The sequence below is a fragment of the Lacrimispora xylanisolvens genome, from assembly GCF_002934545.1.
GTDB lineage: Bacteria > Bacillota > Clostridia > Lachnospirales > Lachnospiraceae > Lacrimispora > Lacrimispora xylanisolvens.
This window is the reverse complement of the sequence record NZ_PTJA01000003.1, coordinates 490,629-507,867: the sequence shown is the minus strand read 5'-3', so window position 1 is coordinate 507,867 and position 17,239 is coordinate 490,629. Positions and strand designations below refer to the sequence as shown.

The window sequence follows — 17,239 nt, the reverse complement described above, 5'->3', positions numbered from 1 at the left end:
ATACGGATACTGATAATAAGGATAATTACGGCAATTAAACAAGTGACCACCCTATAAATAAGCTGAATTAAATCAGAGAACATAGGTTGTTGTTCAAATGTGGAAGTCACCGGAAAATAATAATAAAATACCTTAAGTTTATCCTTATAAACAATTGTTGTAGTACTCATAATAAGTTTATCTCGCTCTAAATCATAATTATTGAGCAGACCATATTCACCGCCAAGTTTTACCCATTTTCACAAGGAAAGAGAGTATAAAAAAGCGTCATAATTCCAGCCCAAATGTCCTGAAAAGTGAAGCGTATCGTCTTGAAAACCATACCCACCATAAGTGACAACAGGCGGAGAGAAGAACGCAAACAAAAGATAGTCCGCATAATCTTTATTCATTGAATACGATACCGTATTCTTTATAATTGCATAATCTGAATAGTTATCGCTTTTCGGCAGATCCGGAATATCATAACCCTTTATTAAAGCATTGGAGGGAGAAGCCGGGAGAGCCGAAGACGCATAACAAGGGAAGCAGAAGAGAGCGGAGATCAGGACAGCCAAAGCCAAACGGGTCATAAACACCTCCATACACCAATGAAGCAAAAGAGGGACTTCCGACAATCGAAAATCCCTCACAGCCATTACAGAAACTTGTAAATAATACGGGGAATCAATCCAATACCAACCATGATTCCCATGATCGTCAACCCAACAGGAATTAAAACGGTTGAATTGCTGGTGATTGACGTTATAATCGGTGCCAACATTTCTTCTGTGATAACAAAGGCAGCACCCGTAGAAGCAGCAGCTAACATATAATTTTCCTCCTTTCCAAAGCCATCACCTTAAGAAGTAAAAAACTGGCTTCATGATGATATATACAATAAGCAGAGCAAATCCAACGGTAACAGTGAATCCAACATATGTATTGATTTGCGTCAGATTATTGTTAATCGAATAAAGTAATTCTTGGGAGGTCTGGTCAAAATTCTCGGAAACCTCCAAGTCCTGAAGAGATTCCCATTCCATGTCAGAGGTATCTGCATCAGAAGCAGTAGCGATATAGAACTGCATATAAATTTCCTCCCGAATATAAAAAAACCAACAACTTGTAAAAAGTGTTGGAATTATGATATAATTATGCGTGGCGGTTTTAGAGTAAGTGACACTTCAAACTATTCGCGAAAGTCTAGTTTAACGCATAGTTATATAGAAATCAATATAATTCATATATATAATTATTACATGCTAATGTAAAGCTTCAATCCCTATTTTATCTTATTTACTACATTACTGCATCTACATTACTACTGTTATATGTTTTCAACTGTAAATGCGATCTATATGTTATAATGATTATATTCAGATTTTATAGGTTTTCCTTATTTCAACATAGACTCTGTGAAAACAAAAATAAGATCTATTTAATGATTAATAAGTAAATAAAACAAGAGGTGATTTCATGAAAGCAACACTCTCCTACCATCAGCAAAAAGATATTGAAAATGTAAAGCATCTGCGTGAGCTGATCAAAGAGCTTCCTCATTTCTGCGGTGATTTCTTTCGTGGCATTGAGCCACGTACATCTTCCCGCACCAGGATCGCCTATGCATACGATTTAAAGGTGTTTTTTGACTTCCTGCAAAAAGAAAATCCGGTTATTCGTAAGATTGATATGAAGGAAATTCCATTAGATTTTTTGAATACTCTCAGGGTTGTTGATATAGAGGAATATATGGAGTATTTAAAATACCGGTTTAATGATAGAAATCAGGAAGTAACCAATAAAGAACGGGGAATTATGCGAAAAATCTCCTCTTTAAAAAGCTTCTATAATTATTATTACCGCAATGAACGACTTCAAAACAATCCAGCAGCCTTAATTCAACTTCCCAAGCTGCATGAGAAAGAAATTATACGTTTGGATGTTGATGAGGTTGCTCTATTGCTTGATGAAGTAGAAAAAGGTGAATCTTTAACAGAGAAACAAAAGGCCTACCACGAAAAAACGAAGGTTCGGGATTTGGCGCTATTAACACTTTTACTTGGTACTGGTATCCGGGTATCTGAATGCGTAGGCCTGGATCTTAATGATATTGATTTTAAAAATGGTGGAATCCGGATACATAGAAAAGGTGGAAAAGAAGTTACAGTTTACTTCGGTTCTGAAGTAGAGGATGCTCTCCTGGATTACCTGGAAGAACGTAATCAGATGATCCCTGAAGACGGCAGTGAAAATGCCCTTTTCCTCTCCATGCAGAAAAAGAGAATTGCTGTACGCAGCGTTGAGAATCTTGTAAAGAAATATTCCAGGTTGGTCACTCCTTTAAAAAAGATTACTCCTCATAAGCTTCGAAGTACCTATGGTACCTCACTTTACAAAGAAACTGGTGATATCTATTTGGTGGCGGATGTTCTGGGACATTCAGATGTAAATACTACAAAGAAACATTATGCTGCTTTAGAAGACGAACGTCGCCGCAGTGCCAGAAATAAAGTGAAATTGCGGGAAGAATAAATAGACTTAATAGAAACTTAAATTGCACTCCCTACCACTGCCTCCATAAGAGAATGGCAGAGATGGGGAGAGTTGTTTTTAACTGATGATGCACTCTCCCCTCTCTGAAAGGTACCGTCTTTCATTCCCCTTTTTCCAGATACTGCGCAATCTTTTTTCCATTATACAGAATTGCATTTACCGGGCATGCATTAATACATCTCATACAAAAAATACACTTACGACCAAATACAGGTTTGTTCTGAACCATCTTTATGTTCTTTCTGGGACAATTGCAGGCACATATTTTACAACCGATACATTCTTCTGAAGATGTATATTTCATACCTGCAATAGGCATTAATTTTGTAAATACCACTGCAGTAATATGATATAAGATGCTTCTGGACCAGACTACTCTTTCTTTAGATTCTTTACCAAGGAAAAATCCATCTAACTGCGGACCAATCTGCGACTTTAAGATCCTTTTATTTTCCTTTAAAACCTCCGGAGTGGTTGAACCAAACATAGAAAAAATCAAAAGATTGTTGGCATAAGAAAAACTCTTAGATGTAATCAGGCGGTGATTCTTTTTCCTTAATAATCGTTCTAATCCGGAAAAGTCGGTTAAGGAATGTCCTGCCTGAGTGCAATACGCCAGGGTTGGAATGATCTGTTCCCTCTTCTTCAGATTGTGATCTAAATAATCCAAAGCATAAAGTACCGGATATTCATAATATTTAGGAAAGCCCACGACCAAAAAATCATATGGATATGATGCGGGATTGAACTTCTCTTCCATTGAATGGACTTCGACTGTATAATCCCTTAATATTAATGCATGATAAAACTCCTCTGCAACTGCTTTTGTGTTCCCTGTTCCACTGAAGTAAAGAATTAAGACATTCATAATCAATCTCTCCCCTGTGATAGAATGGCAGCTTGCTTAGAAAGGGTGGGACTTCATATTACCCCTGATTCAGCAATGATTGCTTCTTAAGCTAATATTATCAGCTGAGAGATATAAATTCAAGTCTTCCTTTAAGCGGAAATACCGGAACCATACAGAGCCAGGTTACTGATCCTGGCTCTGTACAAAATATGCTACTGTCAGATACTGCCCGGAATGAATGGTATCTTCCCTTAATCTGTTCATACTTCTTAATTCCTGCACATATTGGGCTGTGGACATTCCGCTGTTCTCCACATACTGATCTGCAATGCTCCAGAGACTGTCTCCGTTCTTAATCTCTATACTGGTATAATACTTCTCTATTATCGGTGTTCCCACCTCGCCGGCCAATGAATTCATAAGGGAATGTCCGCAAAAATGAGCTCCCAGCATGACTGCCAGGGTTAACATGATCAATTGTTTCATATTATGCATACCTCCTCAAACGTAAGAACATATGTTCCTTTTTCTGGATTTATCATATCACTAAGAACGTATGTTTGTCAATCTGTTTTGCAATTTTTCGAACAAAGGTTTGCATTTTTACCGAACATATGTTACTATAGTTTTAATGAATAGGAATGAGGAGGCTGTGTTATGGCGCAAGAAAAAATTACACCCAAACAGCAGGAAATTTTAGAATATATAAAAGAGACTATTTTGAAGAAGGGATATCCGCCTGCAGTCAGGGAGATCTGTGAAGCGGTCCATCTTAAATCCACATCTTCTGTACACTCTCACCTGGAAACACTCGAGGAAAAAGGATATATAAGAAGGGATCCGACCAAGCCCCGTACCATTGAGATCATTGATGACTGCTTTAATCTTACCCGCCGGGAAGTTGTGAACGTTCCCATACTTGGAACGGTTGCTGCCGGACAGCCTTTATATGCAGAAGAGAATATTGAAAATTACTATCCCATTCCCTCCGATCTCTTGCCCAATGCAGAGACTTTCATGTTAAAGGTGAGAGGCAATTCCATGATTAATTCAGGGATATTAGAAGGGGATCAGATTATTGTGGAGCACTGCTCCACTGCCCAGAATGGGGAGATCGTTGTAGCGCTGGTAGATGATTCCGCTACGGTAAAGCGTTTTTTTAAAGAGAACGGACATTATCGTCTTCAGCCTGAGAATGATACTATGGATCCTATTATAGTCGATCATGTAGAGATCCTTGGAAAAGTAATTGGTTTGTTCCGTTTAGGGATTCACTAAGAAGTAATAGGCTTAAAGTTAACATAAAAAAATTATGTTAACTTTAAGCCTAAAAAAACGGCTCACAATATTTGTTAAGCCGTTGATTTTAAATTTAATTATATTCAAATCTATTTTACATCTAAATCTTCCACTGAGATTGTCTTTCCATCTCTCCAGATTCGCTCCAGATCATAGAAAAGACGGTTCTCTTTATCAAAGACATGCACGATGATATCGCCATAGTCCATGAGAATCCAATTGGCAGTCTGATAGCCTTCTACCTGCTTGCAAACATATCCCTTTTTACCCAGTTCCTCTTCCACATTGTCTACCATTGCCTGCACCTGGTTTGAGTTAGTACCGCTGGCAATAATAAAGTAATCAGCAAGAACTGATACGTTACGAATGTCAATAACGCTTACATCCTCACCTTTTTTATCAGATAAAGCTGCATAAGCTGTTTTTACCATATCCATGGATTGATTCATCTTGTTTCTCCCTTCTTTTCATTGTGAACCTGTTTATAATAAGCATATGCCTGGTTAGAAACAGAATCCACAAAACTTCCTTTGCTTTCCAGATATTCAAGAGTATTCTTAAGAATCTGATAAACACATTCATCCAAATCTGTAAATGCAAGAGAACGAATATGAAGCAGATCAGGCGCACGCTCCCGCCTGGGTTCAATATAATCTGCCGTAAAAACGATTTTTTCAAGCAGGGACATTTGGGGTCTTCCTGTTGTATGCCACCGAATGGCACTTAAAACCTCCTGGTCAGTTACATTATATTTATTCTCCGCCAGCCATGCCCCGTATTTGGCATGAAGCACGACTGGGGCCTTAAGTTCATCATCAGTTAATTGAATATCCTGTTTCCGGCATTTTTTAATAATTTCTTCGTTTCCGTAATGCTTTGCACAATCGTGAAGCAGACCTGCAAGCTCTGCCTGATCTAAATTACAACTGTAACGCATGGCCAATGCGGTACAGATAAAAGATACACTTAACGTGTGTTCATATCTTAAAGGGTTCAATTTATCCTTTAAATCATTTCTCAATTCCATTATAACATCTATCATGCTTTATCCTTCTCCTGATACAAGCCTTGATCTTTAATATATGCCAGTACCTTAGGGGGTACATATTCTGAAACAGAAAGGCCGCCTGCAATTCGTTCCCGCAGCATGGCGGAGGAAATATCCATCTCTTTACAATGAAGAATGCGGATATCTGCCTTGTACCTGGTGCCCAGGAAGGCAATCTGCTGTTCCATGGAAAGGTGCGCATCTTCATATTCCCGCCGGGCGGCTAAAATCACGGCTTGAGACAGAACCTGATCCGGTTCATACCAGTTTTCAATTTCATAAAGCGAATCAGCTCCAATGATAAAAAAGTATTGATGCTGTGGATAAGCTTCCCGCAGCAATCTTAAGGTCTGAGCGGTATAGGTACTTCCGTTTCTTCTGACCTCGAAATCAGAGCAGACCAGACCGGTTTTTCCCTCAATGGCAAGTTGTGTCATCGTAAGGCGGATGTCTGGATCGGTTATTTTCTGATTTTTTTTGTGAGGTGGATGCCCGGATGGCATAAACCATACCTCATCCAGCTGGTATTCTTCATAAGCCTGTTCTCCAAGCATCAGATGACCATTGTGGATCGGATCGAATGTTCCGCCCATAATCCCTATATTACCCATAATTATCGACTCCCTGGCCTAATGATAAGACCTGTTATTTAGGAAGAGCAATTTTTCTCTTTGTTTCGTCTTTTGCCTGTTTATAAAGGACGATCTTTCTTCCAATGACCTGAACTACTTCAGAACGGGTCCGTTCAGACAAAATAGAAGCAATACTGTTACCATCATCGGCACAATTTTTTAAAATGGTTATTTTAATTAATTCTCTTGCTTCTAAAGCCTCTGCGATCGCATTTGTGATCTCAGGAGTCAGGCTGGATTTGCCAATCTGAAAGATTGGATCTATATTCATCGCTAATCCTTTTAAATAGGATCTCTGCTTACTTGTCATATTATTCTCCTTGTTACTTGTAATAGTCAAATTCAAGACCATACATGCGGACCGTATCGCCTTCCTGAATGCCGGCATTTTCAAGTTCTTCCAATATACCGTTGTCTTTTAAGAACTTCTGGAAGAAAGTAAAGCCTTTTTCTGATTCCAGATTTGTATAACCAAGCATCTTTTCAATACGGGGACCTTCAACCACATAAACACCGTCTTCCGTTACTTCTACTGAATAAGGCAGCATTATGCCTGACAGACTCTTTAAGTCGAATTCTTTTTCGAAGATCAAAGGACTTAAATTAACGGTTTTAAGCAGTTCATATACGGCATAAAGCAGCTCCTTAACACCCTGGCCGCTTACTGCAGAGATGGGGTAAACTTTAATGCCCTGAGGTTCAAATTCAGCTTTCAGTTTATCGATTGGACTCTCACCATCTTCATAAATGGCATCAATCTTATTGGCAGCTATAATTTGAGGACGTTTGATTAATTCAGGATTATATGCTTCCAGCTCTTTATTAATGGCTTTGATATCGGCAATGGGATCCCTTCCTTCTGTGGAAGCAGAATCTACAACATGAACCAGTACTCTTGTCCGCTCAATATGGCGAAGGAAATCATGTCCAAGTCCTACCCCTTCAGAAGCACCCTCAATCAGTCCTGGAATATCTGCCATGACAAAACCTTTTCCTCCATCAATATCTACCACTCCAAGATGGGGATTTAAAGTAGTAAAATGATAGTTGGCAATTTTAGGTCTTGCGTTGCTGACACGTGATAAAAGAGTGGATTTTCCTACATTGGGGAATCCTACCAGCCCTACATCGGCAATTACTTTTAATTCCATCTGCACCCAGAGTTCCTGAGAAGGCTGTCCAGGCTGTGCGTATTTCGGTGCCTGCATGGTAGGGGTTGCAAAGTTCATATTGCCCTGTCCGCCTCTGCCGCCCTTTAAAATAACTTCACGGCGATTATCTCCTGACATATCAGCAATTACTTTTCCGGATTCAAAATCCTTTAAAACAGTTCCTTCTGGTACTTTTATGATTAAGTCGCTGCCATCTTTTCCGTGACACCGGCGCTTTCCGCCTGGTTCTCCGTCCTGTGCAGTATACTTGTGAATGTGTCTGAAGTCACTTAATGTATTAAGTCCCTCATCCACTTCAAAAATAATATTACCGCCCCGGCCGCCATCACCGCCGTCAGGACCGCCGCAGGGAACATAAAGTTCTCTCCGGAAGCTGACATGACCGTCGCCGCCTTTTCCGGATCTTATATATATTTTTGCTCTATCGGCAAACATTCATTCACCTGTTTCCTTTCTTGTGATAAAAAAACGGAATCCCATTATTCTATGTTCAGATTAATGGGCGTATCGTAAAAAACGGCTCCATACGTCAAGGTATGAAGCCGGTCCAATTATTCGTTAATTGCTTTTGGATAAACAGAAACCTGCTTTTTGTCTCTGCCTTTTCTCTCAAATTTCACAACGCCATCCACTAAAGCGAATAATGTATCATCACCGCCGCGGCCTACGTTGATGCCTGGATGAATGTGAGTTCCACGCTGTCTGTAAAGAATGTTGCCAGCTAATACGAACTGTCCATCAGCTCTTTTGGCACCTAATCTCTTAGACTCGGAATCTCTGCCGTTCTTTGTAGAACCAACACCCTTTTTATGAGCGAAAAATTGAAGGTTCATCTTTAACATCACTTACACCTCCTTAAATCGGATTTTAATATATGGTTCTCCATATTCTTCCTCAATATCCTGTAATCCGAATACCAGAGAATTCATAAGGAGCTGCGACCCGGAACTTATGTCAGAGGTAAACCGAAACTGAAAAGATCCTGTCTTTTCTTCCTGGTTCACTTCGAAAGAATCCTCTGTGAATTGCTCCACACTGTTGGCCATATTAAAAGTCAGAGCTGAAACAGCGGAACAGACAAGCTCTTGTCCATCCTGATGATCATCAGCCAACCCTGCATGTCCTAACATATCAATTCCTGTATAACGTTGTTCTGAATCAACAAATACGGTTACTCTTATCATGATTAAGCGTTGATCTTTTCGATCTTAACCTGAGTATAAGACTGTCTGTGACCATTCTTCTTATGGTATCCAGATTTTCTCTTATACTTGTAAACAATAACTTTTTTAGCTTTGCCTTCTTTAACAACTGTACCTGTTACGGTAGCACCTGCTACAGTCGGGCAGCCTACTGCTAATTCACCATTGTTTACAACAAGAACCTGGTCAAATGTGACAGCTTCACCAGCGTCAACACCAAGCTTTTCAACTTTAATGATATCGCCTTCCGCTACTTTGTACTGCTTACCACCTGTTGCAATAATCGCGTACATATGGCACCTCCTATTATCATTACTCGCCAACTATGGTGCTCTGAATAATCAGAAACTTTTTAACCTCATTGTGCGGCATACTGTATAAATATAGCATTCCTTAACGGTTATGTCAATAATTTTTTCTGGAAATTTATTAGAAAAAACGAGGGTTTTATGACTTCTCCTTGTATTTTTCCATTTCTCTTAGTATAATGGTCAATGTTTGATCAAAAAAGGGGGTAATACCAATGAAATCAGATCCAAGAAATTCAATATTTATCCGATGCTGCTACGGATATGCTGTCAGCGGTATGGCGGTTTTAGTGATAGGAGCCATACTTCCATCCATTATTAAAGAAGCTGGAATCAGCTTTCTTGCAGCCGGAGGACTTTTATCAGTCATGGCAATCGGCAATCTTTCATCCAGCTTTATTTTTCCTGTTATGGTTCCAATTATGGGAAAAAAGAGGGCTATCACTCTGGTTACACTTTTTGTGCCGACGTCTCTGATGGTTTTAAGTCTATTGCCTCCTCTTCCAGTCATGTATGCAGTCATGCTGCTCTACGGCTTTACCAGGGGATGCATTACAATTTTAAATAATGCGGCAGTCAATGATATTTATGGAGATTCTGCCACAGGAAAGCTTAACCTCCTTCACTGTACGTTTGCAATCGGTGCATTTCTTGCTCCTTTACTTACGGCAATGATGATGAAACTGGGATTTGGATGGCGAGTAACACTCTATATGATTGTAGTTCTTACTATTATATCTGCAATTTCATATGGAACCATGAATTATAATTTGATAAATGAAGCTCAGAAAGAAATAGAAGAAAGGAAAAACAAGACGAAAAGTACAGTGGCTGGAAACAAAGGATTTCTTCGTTCCTTTGCATTTTACTGCATTGCTTTTATTTTGTTCTTCTATCTTGGAGTAGAGAACTGCATTAATGGGTGGTTTGTCACTTATCTTCAGAATACAGGTGTTATGAGTGCAGAATTTGCCACAACCCTGGTTTCACTAACCTGGCTTGTTATTATGGGTGGACGGTTACTGTGTGCCGCCATGTCTAAGAAAGTACATAGAAGCACTATTTTACTGATTAACTCCATTGGCAGTGCTGTCTGTTTTTTTATATTAATCAAAGTTAACAGCTTACCTCTGGTTACAGCTTCTCTCCTTGGACTTGGTTTCTTTCTTTCCGGTATTTATCCTACCTGTATCGCCAATGCCGGACCTCTGATTCAGGGTTCTACCTTGGGAATGTCTCTTCTTACAGCAATATCTGCGATGGGAGGCATCATAACGCCTCAGATTGTAGGCGGTGTGGCTGACCGTGTGGGAATCGTTGCTGCAATCAGCATCCTGGTTTTTAACGTAATATTTGTAATCGTTCTTTCGGCCGTTAATTTTAAGATCTGGCACCAGAAAAAGAAAGCCTGATTTCCGCTTTTATAAGATTGCAAAGCCCCCGGATTTTTCTCCGGGGGCTTTTTCTACTTAGCTCTTCTTCCATGTAGATGGTGCAAATAAAAGAAGCATAGGGAATATCTCCAGTCGTCCTGCCAGCATATCAAACATCATGACATACTTGGATAACGGTGAAAACAGGGAAAAGTTTTTGGCGGGACCAGCACCAGCCAATCCAGGGCCAATATTATTAAAAGTCGCCGCAATTGCAGTGAAATTTGTGGTAAAGTCAAAATTATCCAGACTGACAATTAATACGGAAAAGATAAAAATAACGATATAGGCACCAAGAAACGTATTAATTGATCTCATTACCTGATGTTCTACCGGTTTGCCCTCCAGCTTTAAAACTTTTACGCTTCTTGGGTGAATGAGAGAATCCAGCTCTTTTTTAACAGCTTTTAATAATACAACAACTCTAGATACTTTAATACCTCCGCCCGTACTGCCGGCGCAGGCTCCGATAAACATAAGTACTACCAGAATTCCCTTGGAAAATTCAGGCCAAAAATCAAAATCAACCGTGGAGTAACCGGTGGTTGTAATGATGGAAGCTACCTGGAATGCAGCATGATGGAATGCAGCAAAGACACTTCCAAATCCCCGATGAATGTTGATTGTGATTAACAATATGGAGACACCGATGATCCCTAAATAAGCCCTCGCTTCTTCACTGAACAAGGCATCTTTGGGATGACGTGTTAAAAAAAGATAGTATACATTAAAATTCACACCGAAAAGAATCATAAATACGGTGACAATGCCCTGCAAATAGTAGCTGTCATAGAATGCCATACTATTATTCTTAATACCAAAACCACCAGTACCGGCTGTTCCAAAACTGATGGTCAGGGAGTCAAACAATGACATCCCGCCAATCATAAGCAGTATTACTTCCAGTGCCGTCATAAACAGGTAAATACCATATAGAATCTTGGCAGTAGTTTTGACTCTTGGAACCAGTTTACCAACGGAAGGGCCCGGACTCTCTGCCTTCATAATATACATATTGTAACCACCAGCCAGGGGCAGAATAGATAAAATAAATACAAGAACTCCCATACCTCCGATCCAGTGGGTGAAACTGCGCCAGAAGATCATACATTTGGAAAGTGATTCCACATCAGGAAGAATGCTTGCACCAGTTGTAGTAAAACCGGATATGACCTCAAACATGGCATCCTCAAATACTGGAATTTCTTTGCTGAAATAAAATGGAAGCGCCCCGAAAAAACTGAGTACGATCCAGCTTAACGCGACTGAGACAAAACCTTCTTTTGCAAAAAACACCATATTAGCCGGCTTCTTGCGGGTACATAAGAATCCGATTCCACCACACACCGAGGCGACTGCAAGAAACCAGATGCCGTTTGTCTCTTTGTAGATCAATGCAACCACACAGGGGGGAAGCATAAATACTGCTTCCATGTTTAAAATCCAACCCAAAACATAAATGATAATTTTTTTATTCATTACTCTATCGCCTTTTCCTACCTTAGTATATCTTTCAAATCATTCAGTCCGGTTACCGTTGTAACAACGATGACCCTGTCCCCCTCTTCTAAGGTATCCTTTCCGCGTGGGCTGATAAAACGTCCCTTGCGCATGATATAAGCTACCAGAAGATTATCTTTTAGTTCCAGCTTTTCCAGTGGAATTCCTACAATGCATGGCTCATTAACCACTTTAAATTCCAACGCTTCTGCCCGGTCCGCCACAATTTTATACAGTGTTTCCACATTGCTTCCCATGGAGTTCTGCATGGCGCGGACATACTGTAAAATGGTTTCTGCAGTAATCAGCTTCGGATAAATAATACTTCCCAGATTCATGGAATCTATGACATTTTCAAATGCAATCCTGTTTATTTTCGTAATCAGCTTGGCTTTTGACTGGCTGGCTGCATAAAGGGACAGCATAATATTTTCTTCATCAAAGCCGGTGAGGGATGCAAATGCATCAGTCTGGCCAATCCCCTCCTGCAAAAGCAGTTCCTGGTCAGAGGCGTCGCCATTTATTACCATGGCTCTTGGAAGCAATTCACTGAGCTCGTTACAGCGTTCTGCATTCTGTTCCAGAATCTTTACTTTAATTTTTGTGTTTTCCAGCATTTTAGCTACGTAATAAGTAATTTTGCCCCCGCCCACCAGCATGGCTGTTTTAATAACATTGTTGTCAATTCCAACCTGTTTAAAGAATTCATTGGATTCAACAGGAGATGCAATGAAAGATATCTTATCTCCCGCACTAATTATGGAGTCTCCTCCTGGTATAATGACCTCTGAATTGTGCTCAATGGCGCAGATCAGGACATTGCATTTAAGTCTTACCAGAACATCCCTGACTTTCATATTATTAAGAACAGAATGATCAGGAACAATGAATTTTAAGATTTCTTTTTTCCCTTTTGCAAATGTATCAATCTTAATTGCAGAAGGGAACCGCAGCAGTCTTGCAATTTCCATGGCGGCCGCCATTTCAGGATTTATCGCCAGGGAAAGGCCCAGTTCTTCACGAATGTAGCCGATTTGGGAATCATATTCAGGGTTTCGGATTCTGGCAATTGTATGGCAGTTACCTGCTTTTTTTGCAATCAGACAGCACAGCATATTCAGTTCGTCAGAATTTGTTGTAGCTATTAAAAGATCCGTATCTTCGATCCCGGCCTCCATCTGTACCTTATTTACTGCACCGTTCCCAACAACACCCATAACATCGATTCTCTCCGAAATGGAATTTACCACGCCGGCATTTTTATCGATAATGACGATATCATGTTGTTCTTTGTTTAACTGTTCTGCCAGGGTTGTCCCAACTTTTCCGCAACCCACGATTATGATTTTCATAATGAAATCTTCTCCTTCATCTGTAACGCCTGCTCGCAAAGGGGCTTTCTTATTTTTTTTCTTGTAATTTCAACCAGATTTAATTTAGTTATTTCAATAACTGTGGTTTTAATGGGATCTCTTGAGACGATTTCCTCAAGTCGCTTTAAAAGGAACTTTTTATCTTCTTCCCGTTCCATATCAATAAAATCTATGACAATAATACCTGATAAATTTCGAAGTCTGATCTGGTGTCCGATTTCCTCGGCGGCTTCCAGATTAATTTTCATGATGGTTTCACGAAGTGCCTTTTTACCTGAGTATTTACCGGTATTTACATCAATCACTACTAAAGCTTCTGTAGGTTCAATGACTAAATATCCTCCGGACTTCATCCAGACCTTTTTTCCAAGGGCTTCACTCATGGTTTTTTCAATCCGGTACAGCTTTTTAAGAGGAAGCAGTGGATCTTCATAATAAGTCAGCAAATGGAGATCTTCCTGCTGGTGTTCACTTAAATATTCTTTTATTGCGTCATAAATATCCTGTTCATCGGTTACCACCGATTCCAGAGAAGACTGAAAGCTGTCACGCAGACCACTTAAATAGGAGGGCGAGGAACCGTATAGCAGGCTGTAGCAGGTCCTGTGTCCGGCATGAGTAAGGATATCAGATAAACGTCCTTTTAACAGATGCAGTTCCTCTTTTAAGGAATCCATGGGAGCGCTGTAAGCGTTGGTCCTGACAATGATACCCCAATCCGCTTTTTTACCTTCCAGATATTCCTTCATTTGCTGTTTCCAACCTAAATCCTGGATTTTGGCTGAAAATCCGATCTGCTTTTTTCCTGAAGTGAGAACAAAGTATCTTCCGGTAATATTTAAATTCCCCGTGAGAACCGGAGCTTTCGTCTTTACCGCATCCCGCTCCACCTGAACAACAATTTCATCTCCCTGGCGGAGTTTCCCGTCAGACACACGGCCATCGGCAAAATGAACAGATGAGTCACCAAGACTTAAATAACCCATCTGCCCGTTCCCAATGTCCACAAATGCAGCATTGATATTTTTTACAATATTATTTACTTTGCCAATATAGATGTTTCCTAAGAAAGAATGGCTTTCTTCCGGCTCAATATCAATTTGCAGGGTTTCCTTCCCTGACTGTAAAAGAGTGATAATACACCCATTCCATCTGGTAATGATCAATTTATTCAACGGATTCTCCTATGAGACCCAGAGGGACAAGAACAGGATTTGCTTCATCACCTGTATTCCCGTAAACTTCTTCTCTCTGGATACAAAATGCAAATTCAGGACTGGCTTCCCCTCTCCACTGGTCATATGCTTCCATTACCAGTTCGGGTTTTAAATTATCTGCACTTCCTGCTGATATTTTCATAAAAATTTTATGATCGGAGACAGAAAGCTGGTAGATGTAATTTTTTAAATCTACTTCTCTCTCTCCCTTTTTTGATTTTTTCACAATCAGTATATGATCCTGCTCTTTAAACTTAAGAAGACCCTCAAAAAATCCATTTATATCCTCTGGCTCTTTTCCTTCCCGGAATGTGACTGTATAGTCAGCGGCAGCAACCAAAGACATGGCATTTTTGGCATTATCATTTAACAGGTGGCATTCCGTAACACAAATTCCTTCTGCCATCACATCATTTAACTGCTTCATCAGGGTGTCACAGTCTGTCATGGAATGAACCTCTATATCCATGTATTCCCCATTGCTGGTAAGACCGACTCCAAGCGGTGCTGCAAAAGACATGACCTGATGAGGGCTGAAGCCTTCGCTGTATTTAATATCCACGTCCGCTCTTCTCATAGCTTTCTGGAAATAACGCATTACGTCAAGATGACCGATAAATTTAACTGGTCCCTGTTTGGTAAATTTAATTCTGATTTTCATAGCAGACACCTCCTTTAAAGCTCTTGGCACCACAGCCAATACACTGCATGCGGCAGTTGGGGGTGACTTTCTCTCCAATGGCATTTTGCCATTCTCTCTTTAAAAATTCTTTGGAAACTCCGGCATTGATAAAGTCCCAGGGGAATATTTCATCTAAGCTTCTTTCCCTTATGGTATAGAAATCAGAGTCCAGCCCACAGGTTTCAAAGGCTTTCATCCATACATCATTTTTAAAGTGCTCAGACCATGAATCATAGAGAGCACCATTTTTATAAACCTCTTCAATGAGGGCCGATATCTTTCTGTCACCTCTTGCAAGAACACCTTCCAGAACGGTTAAATCTGCCTCGTGATAATTGTACTTTAAGCTCTTCTGATTCAGCATGGTGCGGAATTTATCTTTCACAAGATAAGCCTTCTGTAAAAACTCATCCTTGGTGCTCATTCTTGCCCACTGAAAAGGCGTGAATGGTTTTGGTACAAAGAAAGAAGAACTGGCAATGACCTGCACTTTTCCGTTTCGCTGGTCCTTGGGGATCTCATAATAGACTTCTGCCACTTTTTCCGAAAGTTCTGCAATTCCTTCCATATCTTCTACGGTTTCTGTAGGAAGCCCAAGCATGAAATATAGCTTGACCCGGTTCCAGCCGCCCTGGAATGCTTCGCTTGCACCCTTTAAAATAATTTCTTCAGTCAGTCCTTTGTTAATTACATCACGAAGTCTCTGAGAGCCTGCTTCCGGTGCAAAGGTCAGACTGCTCTTACGGATATCCTGAACTTTACTCATCACATCCAGAGAGAATGCATCAATTCGAAGAGACGGAAGGGAAACGTTCACGCCTTTCCCCTTGAATTCATCGATCAGGAACGTAACGATTCCTTCCAGTTCACTGTAATCGCTGGAGCTTAAGGAGCTTAAGGAAATTTCTTCATGTCCGGTATTCTTTAGCAGCTTATATGCATAATCTTTTAAATACTCCAGGCTGTGTTCCCGCATGGGCCGGTAGACGTTGCCTGCCTGGCAGAAGCGGCAGCCACGGATGCAGCCTCGTTGAATCTCTAAAACAACACGGTCCTGAGTTGCTTTTATAAATGGAACAACCGGTTTTTCAATGTAGGTAGCATCATCCATATGAACAACCAGCTGTTTCGTTACAGTTGCCTTTGCATGGGGATTGTTGGGAGTCATGCTTTTGATGGTACCATCTTCATGGTAGAATACATCATAAAAAGAAGGAACATAGATTCCTTCGATCTCAGCTGCCATCTCAAGAAATTCTCTCCGGCTTCCTCCCTTTTTCTTATTCTCCTTATAACGGTCCATCAGTTGGAAATAAACAGTTTCTCCCTCTCCAATATAGAACATATCGAAAAATTCTGCAAGAGGCTCGGGATTATAGGCACAGGGGCCGCCACCGATAATAATCGGATCGCTCTCCTGTCTTTCACTGGCATGAAGGGGAATCTGACCAAGATCAAGGATCTGCAGAATGTTTGTATAACACATTTCATATTGAAGTGTAATTCCAATAAAGTCAAATTCCTTAATCGGATCCTGTGATTCCAATGCAAAAAGAGGGATCTTTTTTTCTCTCATGATCTTATCTAAATCGGTCCATGGAGAAAAAATACGTTCACAGTAGATATCCTCTCTTCTGTTAAACATATCATATAAAATCTGCATTCCAAGATGAGACATTCCAATTTCATAAACATCCGGGAAACACATACCAAAACGGATGTCTACAGAATCTGTATCCTTTCTTACCATATTGACTTCATTCCCAATATATCGGGCAGGCTTTTCAATACTTAATAGTATTTCATCAGATAAAGCTAATTTTTTCATAATTATTCCTTTTTGAGTTGTGCCAGATGCACATTATTATAATTCTGTGTGATTGGTATAGCATGTGTAAAAACGGAGAAATAGTAACAATCACCACAAAGTTTAATTATAAAATACTTTATAGGATTAAGCAACACTATTTGCTAAAACTGCAGAATTT

At 40.1% G+C, this 17,239-nt stretch carries 21 protein-coding genes; 3 read left to right on the top strand and 18 right to left on the bottom strand.

Going from position 1 to position 17,239, the window contains the following annotated elements:
• Nucleotides 1–239: 239 nt before the first annotated feature.
• The 3 genes from BXY41_RS07930 to BXY41_RS07925 all read right to left on the bottom strand — a co-directional run bounded on the left by BXY41_RS07930 (nucleotide 240) and on the right by BXY41_RS07925 (nucleotide 1,070).
• Nucleotides 240–572, bottom strand: a complete 333-nt coding sequence (locus tag BXY41_RS07930) for a hypothetical protein (RefSeq protein WP_104436280.1) — start codon at nucleotides 570–572, stop codon at nucleotides 240–242.
• A 65-nt stretch (nucleotides 573–637) separates the two neighbouring features.
• Nucleotides 638–811: a hypothetical protein gene (locus BXY41_RS26665; RefSeq protein WP_170072261.1), complete on the bottom strand. Its 174-nt coding sequence runs from the start codon at nucleotides 809–811 to the stop codon at nucleotides 638–640.
• 25 nt (nucleotides 812–836) lie between these two features.
• Nucleotides 837–1,070 (bottom strand): hypothetical protein, encoded by a 234-nt coding sequence (locus tag BXY41_RS07925; protein ID WP_104436279.1) that lies wholly within the window; start codon nucleotides 1,068–1,070, stop codon nucleotides 837–839.
• Nucleotides 1,071–1,458: 388 nt separating this feature from the next.
• On the opposite strand from BXY41_RS07925, the gene BXY41_RS07920 reads away from it, so the two are divergent.
• Nucleotides 1,459–2,514: a tyrosine-type recombinase/integrase gene (locus BXY41_RS07920; protein WP_104436278.1), complete on the top strand. Its 1,056-nt coding sequence runs from the start codon at nucleotides 1,459–1,461 to the stop codon at nucleotides 2,512–2,514.
• Nucleotides 2,515–2,635: 121 nt separating this feature from the next.
• Here BXY41_RS07920 and BXY41_RS07915 read toward each other — a convergent pair whose 3' ends face one another.
• Together BXY41_RS07915 and BXY41_RS07910 are read right to left on the bottom strand one after the other, a co-directional pair.
• A complete protein-coding gene (locus BXY41_RS07915) occupies nucleotides 2,636–3,403 on the bottom strand; it encodes an EFR1 family ferrodoxin (RefSeq protein ID WP_104436277.1) in 768 nt (255 codons plus the stop codon).
• A gap of 165 nt (nucleotides 3,404–3,568) precedes the next feature.
• Nucleotides 3,569–3,871: a LysM peptidoglycan-binding domain-containing protein gene (locus BXY41_RS07910; RefSeq protein ID WP_104436276.1), complete on the bottom strand. Its 303-nt coding sequence runs from the start codon at nucleotides 3,869–3,871 to the stop codon at nucleotides 3,569–3,571.
• A 171-nt stretch (nucleotides 3,872–4,042) separates the two neighbouring features.
• Here BXY41_RS07910 and lexA point away from each other — a divergent pair, with 171 nt between their 5' ends.
• Nucleotides 4,043–4,663, top strand: a complete 621-nt coding sequence (gene lexA, locus BXY41_RS07905) for a transcriptional repressor LexA (protein ID WP_104436275.1) — start codon at nucleotides 4,043–4,045, stop codon at nucleotides 4,661–4,663.
• Between the two features lie 110 nt (nucleotides 4,664–4,773).
• Here the strand turns inward: lexA and rsfS are convergent, their stop codons facing one another.
• The 8 genes from rsfS to rplU form a co-directional block, all read right to left on the bottom strand.
• Nucleotides 4,774–5,133 (bottom strand): ribosome silencing factor, encoded by a 360-nt coding sequence (gene rsfS / locus BXY41_RS07900; protein ID WP_104436274.1) that lies wholly within the window; start codon nucleotides 5,131–5,133, stop codon nucleotides 4,774–4,776.
• The gene (gene yqeK, locus BXY41_RS07895) at nucleotides 5,130–5,726 is read right to left on the bottom strand and encodes a bis(5'-nucleosyl)-tetraphosphatase (symmetrical) YqeK (RefSeq protein ID WP_104436273.1); all 597 of its coding nucleotides are present in this window, start codon (nucleotides 5,724–5,726) and stop codon (nucleotides 5,130–5,132) included. The genes rsfS and yqeK overlap by 4 nt, the downstream gene beginning before the upstream one ends.
• Complete coding sequence (nadD, locus tag BXY41_RS07890) at nucleotides 5,723–6,343, bottom strand: nicotinate-nucleotide adenylyltransferase (protein ID WP_104436272.1); 621 nt, start codon at nucleotides 6,341–6,343, stop codon at nucleotides 5,723–5,725. The genes yqeK and nadD overlap by 4 nt, the downstream gene beginning before the upstream one ends.
• Nucleotides 6,344–6,377: 34 nt before the next feature.
• Nucleotides 6,378–6,674: a ribosome assembly RNA-binding protein YhbY gene (gene yhbY, locus BXY41_RS07885; RefSeq protein WP_104436271.1), complete on the bottom strand. Its 297-nt coding sequence runs from the start codon at nucleotides 6,672–6,674 to the stop codon at nucleotides 6,378–6,380.
• A gap of 13 nt (nucleotides 6,675–6,687) precedes the next feature.
• Nucleotides 6,688–7,971, bottom strand: coding sequence for a GTPase ObgE (gene obgE / locus BXY41_RS07880; protein ID WP_104436270.1), 1,284 nt, complete (start codon nucleotides 7,969–7,971; stop codon nucleotides 6,688–6,690).
• A 116-nt stretch (nucleotides 7,972–8,087) separates the two neighbouring features.
• Nucleotides 8,088–8,378 (bottom strand): 50S ribosomal protein L27, encoded by a 291-nt coding sequence (rpmA, locus tag BXY41_RS07875; protein WP_104436269.1) that lies wholly within the window; start codon nucleotides 8,376–8,378, stop codon nucleotides 8,088–8,090.
• A 3-nt stretch (nucleotides 8,379–8,381) separates the two neighbouring features.
• Entirely contained in the window at nucleotides 8,382–8,720 is a 339-nt protein-coding gene (locus BXY41_RS07870) for a ribosomal-processing cysteine protease Prp (protein WP_104436268.1), read from the bottom strand.
• Between the two features lie 2 nt (nucleotides 8,721–8,722).
• Nucleotides 8,723–9,031: a 50S ribosomal protein L21 gene (rplU, locus tag BXY41_RS07865; RefSeq protein ID WP_025233053.1), complete on the bottom strand. Its 309-nt coding sequence runs from the start codon at nucleotides 9,029–9,031 to the stop codon at nucleotides 8,723–8,725.
• Between the two features lie 230 nt (nucleotides 9,032–9,261).
• On the opposite strand from rplU, the gene BXY41_RS07860 reads away from it, so the two are divergent.
• The gene (locus tag BXY41_RS07860; RefSeq protein ID WP_104436267.1) at nucleotides 9,262–10,458 is read left to right on the top strand and encodes an MFS transporter; all 1,197 of its coding nucleotides are present in this window, start codon (nucleotides 9,262–9,264) and stop codon (nucleotides 10,456–10,458) included.
• A 57-nt stretch (nucleotides 10,459–10,515) separates the two neighbouring features.
• Here BXY41_RS07860 and BXY41_RS07855 read toward each other — a convergent pair whose 3' ends face one another.
• Genes BXY41_RS07855 through BXY41_RS07835 form a run of 5 tightly spaced genes read right to left on the bottom strand, consistent with a single transcriptional unit; the run spans nucleotide 10,516 to nucleotide 17,079 of the window.
• Nucleotides 10,516–11,958 carry a TrkH family potassium uptake protein gene (locus BXY41_RS07855; protein WP_104436266.1) on the bottom strand — a complete coding sequence of 481 codons (1,443 nt, stop codon included), beginning with the start codon at nucleotides 11,956–11,958 and terminating at the stop codon, nucleotides 10,516–10,518.
• Nucleotides 11,959–11,975: 17 nt separating this feature from the next.
• On the bottom strand, nucleotides 11,976–13,331 hold the full coding sequence (gene trkA, locus BXY41_RS07850) for a Trk system potassium transporter TrkA (RefSeq protein ID WP_104436265.1): 1,356 nt from the start codon (nucleotides 13,329–13,331) through the stop codon (nucleotides 11,976–11,978).
• The gene (locus tag BXY41_RS07845; protein WP_104436264.1) at nucleotides 13,328–14,527 is read right to left on the bottom strand and encodes a ribonuclease E/G; all 1,200 of its coding nucleotides are present in this window, start codon (nucleotides 14,525–14,527) and stop codon (nucleotides 13,328–13,330) included. The genes trkA and BXY41_RS07845 overlap by 4 nt, the downstream gene beginning before the upstream one ends.
• The gene (locus tag BXY41_RS07840; protein ID WP_104436263.1) at nucleotides 14,520–15,230 is read right to left on the bottom strand and encodes a TIGR03936 family radical SAM-associated protein; all 711 of its coding nucleotides are present in this window, start codon (nucleotides 15,228–15,230) and stop codon (nucleotides 14,520–14,522) included. The genes BXY41_RS07845 and BXY41_RS07840 overlap by 8 nt, the downstream gene beginning before the upstream one ends.
• Entirely contained in the window at nucleotides 15,214–17,079 is a 1,866-nt protein-coding gene (locus tag BXY41_RS07835; protein WP_104436262.1) for a TIGR03960 family B12-binding radical SAM protein, read from the bottom strand. The genes BXY41_RS07840 and BXY41_RS07835 overlap by 17 nt, the downstream gene beginning before the upstream one ends.
• Between the last annotated feature and the right edge of the window lie 160 nt (nucleotides 17,080–17,239).

Coding starts and splice junctions, on each gene's coding strand:
- lexA (WP_104436275.1), top strand. CDS start 4,043: ATGGCGCAAGAAAAAATTACACCCAAACAGCAGGAAATTTTAGAATAT.
- yqeK (WP_104436273.1), bottom strand. CDS start 5,726: ATGATAGATGTTATAATGGAATTGAGAAATGATTTAAAGGATAAATTG.
- BXY41_RS26665 (WP_170072261.1), bottom strand. CDS start 811: ATGTTAGCTGCTGCTTCTACGGGTGCTGCCTTTGTTATCACAGAAGAA.
- nadD (WP_104436272.1), bottom strand. CDS start 6,343: ATGGGTAATATAGGGATTATGGGCGGAACATTCGATCCGATCCACAAT.
- BXY41_RS07860 (WP_104436267.1), top strand. CDS start 9,262: ATGAAATCAGATCCAAGAAATTCAATATTTATCCGATGCTGCTACGGA.
- BXY41_RS07920 (WP_104436278.1), top strand. CDS start 1,459: ATGAAAGCAACACTCTCCTACCATCAGCAAAAAGATATTGAAAATGTA.
- BXY41_RS07835 (WP_104436262.1), bottom strand. CDS start 17,079: ATGAAAAAATTAGCTTTATCTGATGAAATACTATTAAGTATTGAAAAG.
- rplU (WP_025233053.1), bottom strand. CDS start 9,031: ATGTACGCGATTATTGCAACAGGTGGTAAGCAGTACAAAGTAGCGGAA.
- rpmA (WP_104436269.1), bottom strand. CDS start 8,378: ATGTTAAAGATGAACCTTCAATTTTTCGCTCATAAAAAGGGTGTTGGT.
- obgE (WP_104436270.1), bottom strand. CDS start 7,971: ATGTTTGCCGATAGAGCAAAAATATATATAAGATCCGGAAAAGGCGGC.
- BXY41_RS07910 (WP_104436276.1), bottom strand. CDS start 3,871: ATGAAACAATTGATCATGTTAACCCTGGCAGTCATGCTGGGAGCTCAT.
- BXY41_RS07925 (WP_104436279.1), bottom strand. CDS start 1,070: ATGCAGTTCTATATCGCTACTGCTTCTGATGCAGATACCTCTGACATG.
- rsfS (WP_104436274.1), bottom strand. CDS start 5,133: ATGAATCAATCCATGGATATGGTAAAAACAGCTTATGCAGCTTTATCT.
- BXY41_RS07855 (WP_104436266.1), bottom strand. CDS start 11,958: ATGAATAAAAAAATTATCATTTATGTTTTGGGTTGGATTTTAAACATG.
- BXY41_RS07870 (WP_104436268.1), bottom strand. CDS start 8,720: ATGATAAGAGTAACCGTATTTGTTGATTCAGAACAACGTTATACAGGA.
- BXY41_RS07915 (WP_104436277.1), bottom strand. CDS start 3,403: ATGAATGTCTTAATTCTTTACTTCAGTGGAACAGGGAACACAAAAGCA.
- BXY41_RS07930 (WP_104436280.1), bottom strand. CDS start 572: ATGACCCGTTTGGCTTTGGCTGTCCTGATCTCCGCTCTCTTCTGCTTC.
- BXY41_RS07840 (WP_104436263.1), bottom strand. CDS start 15,230: ATGAAAATCAGAATTAAATTTACCAAACAGGGACCAGTTAAATTTATC.
- trkA (WP_104436265.1), bottom strand. CDS start 13,331: ATGAAAATCATAATCGTGGGTTGCGGAAAAGTTGGGACAACCCTGGCA.
- yhbY (WP_104436271.1), bottom strand. CDS start 6,674: ATGACAAGTAAGCAGAGATCCTATTTAAAAGGATTAGCGATGAATATA.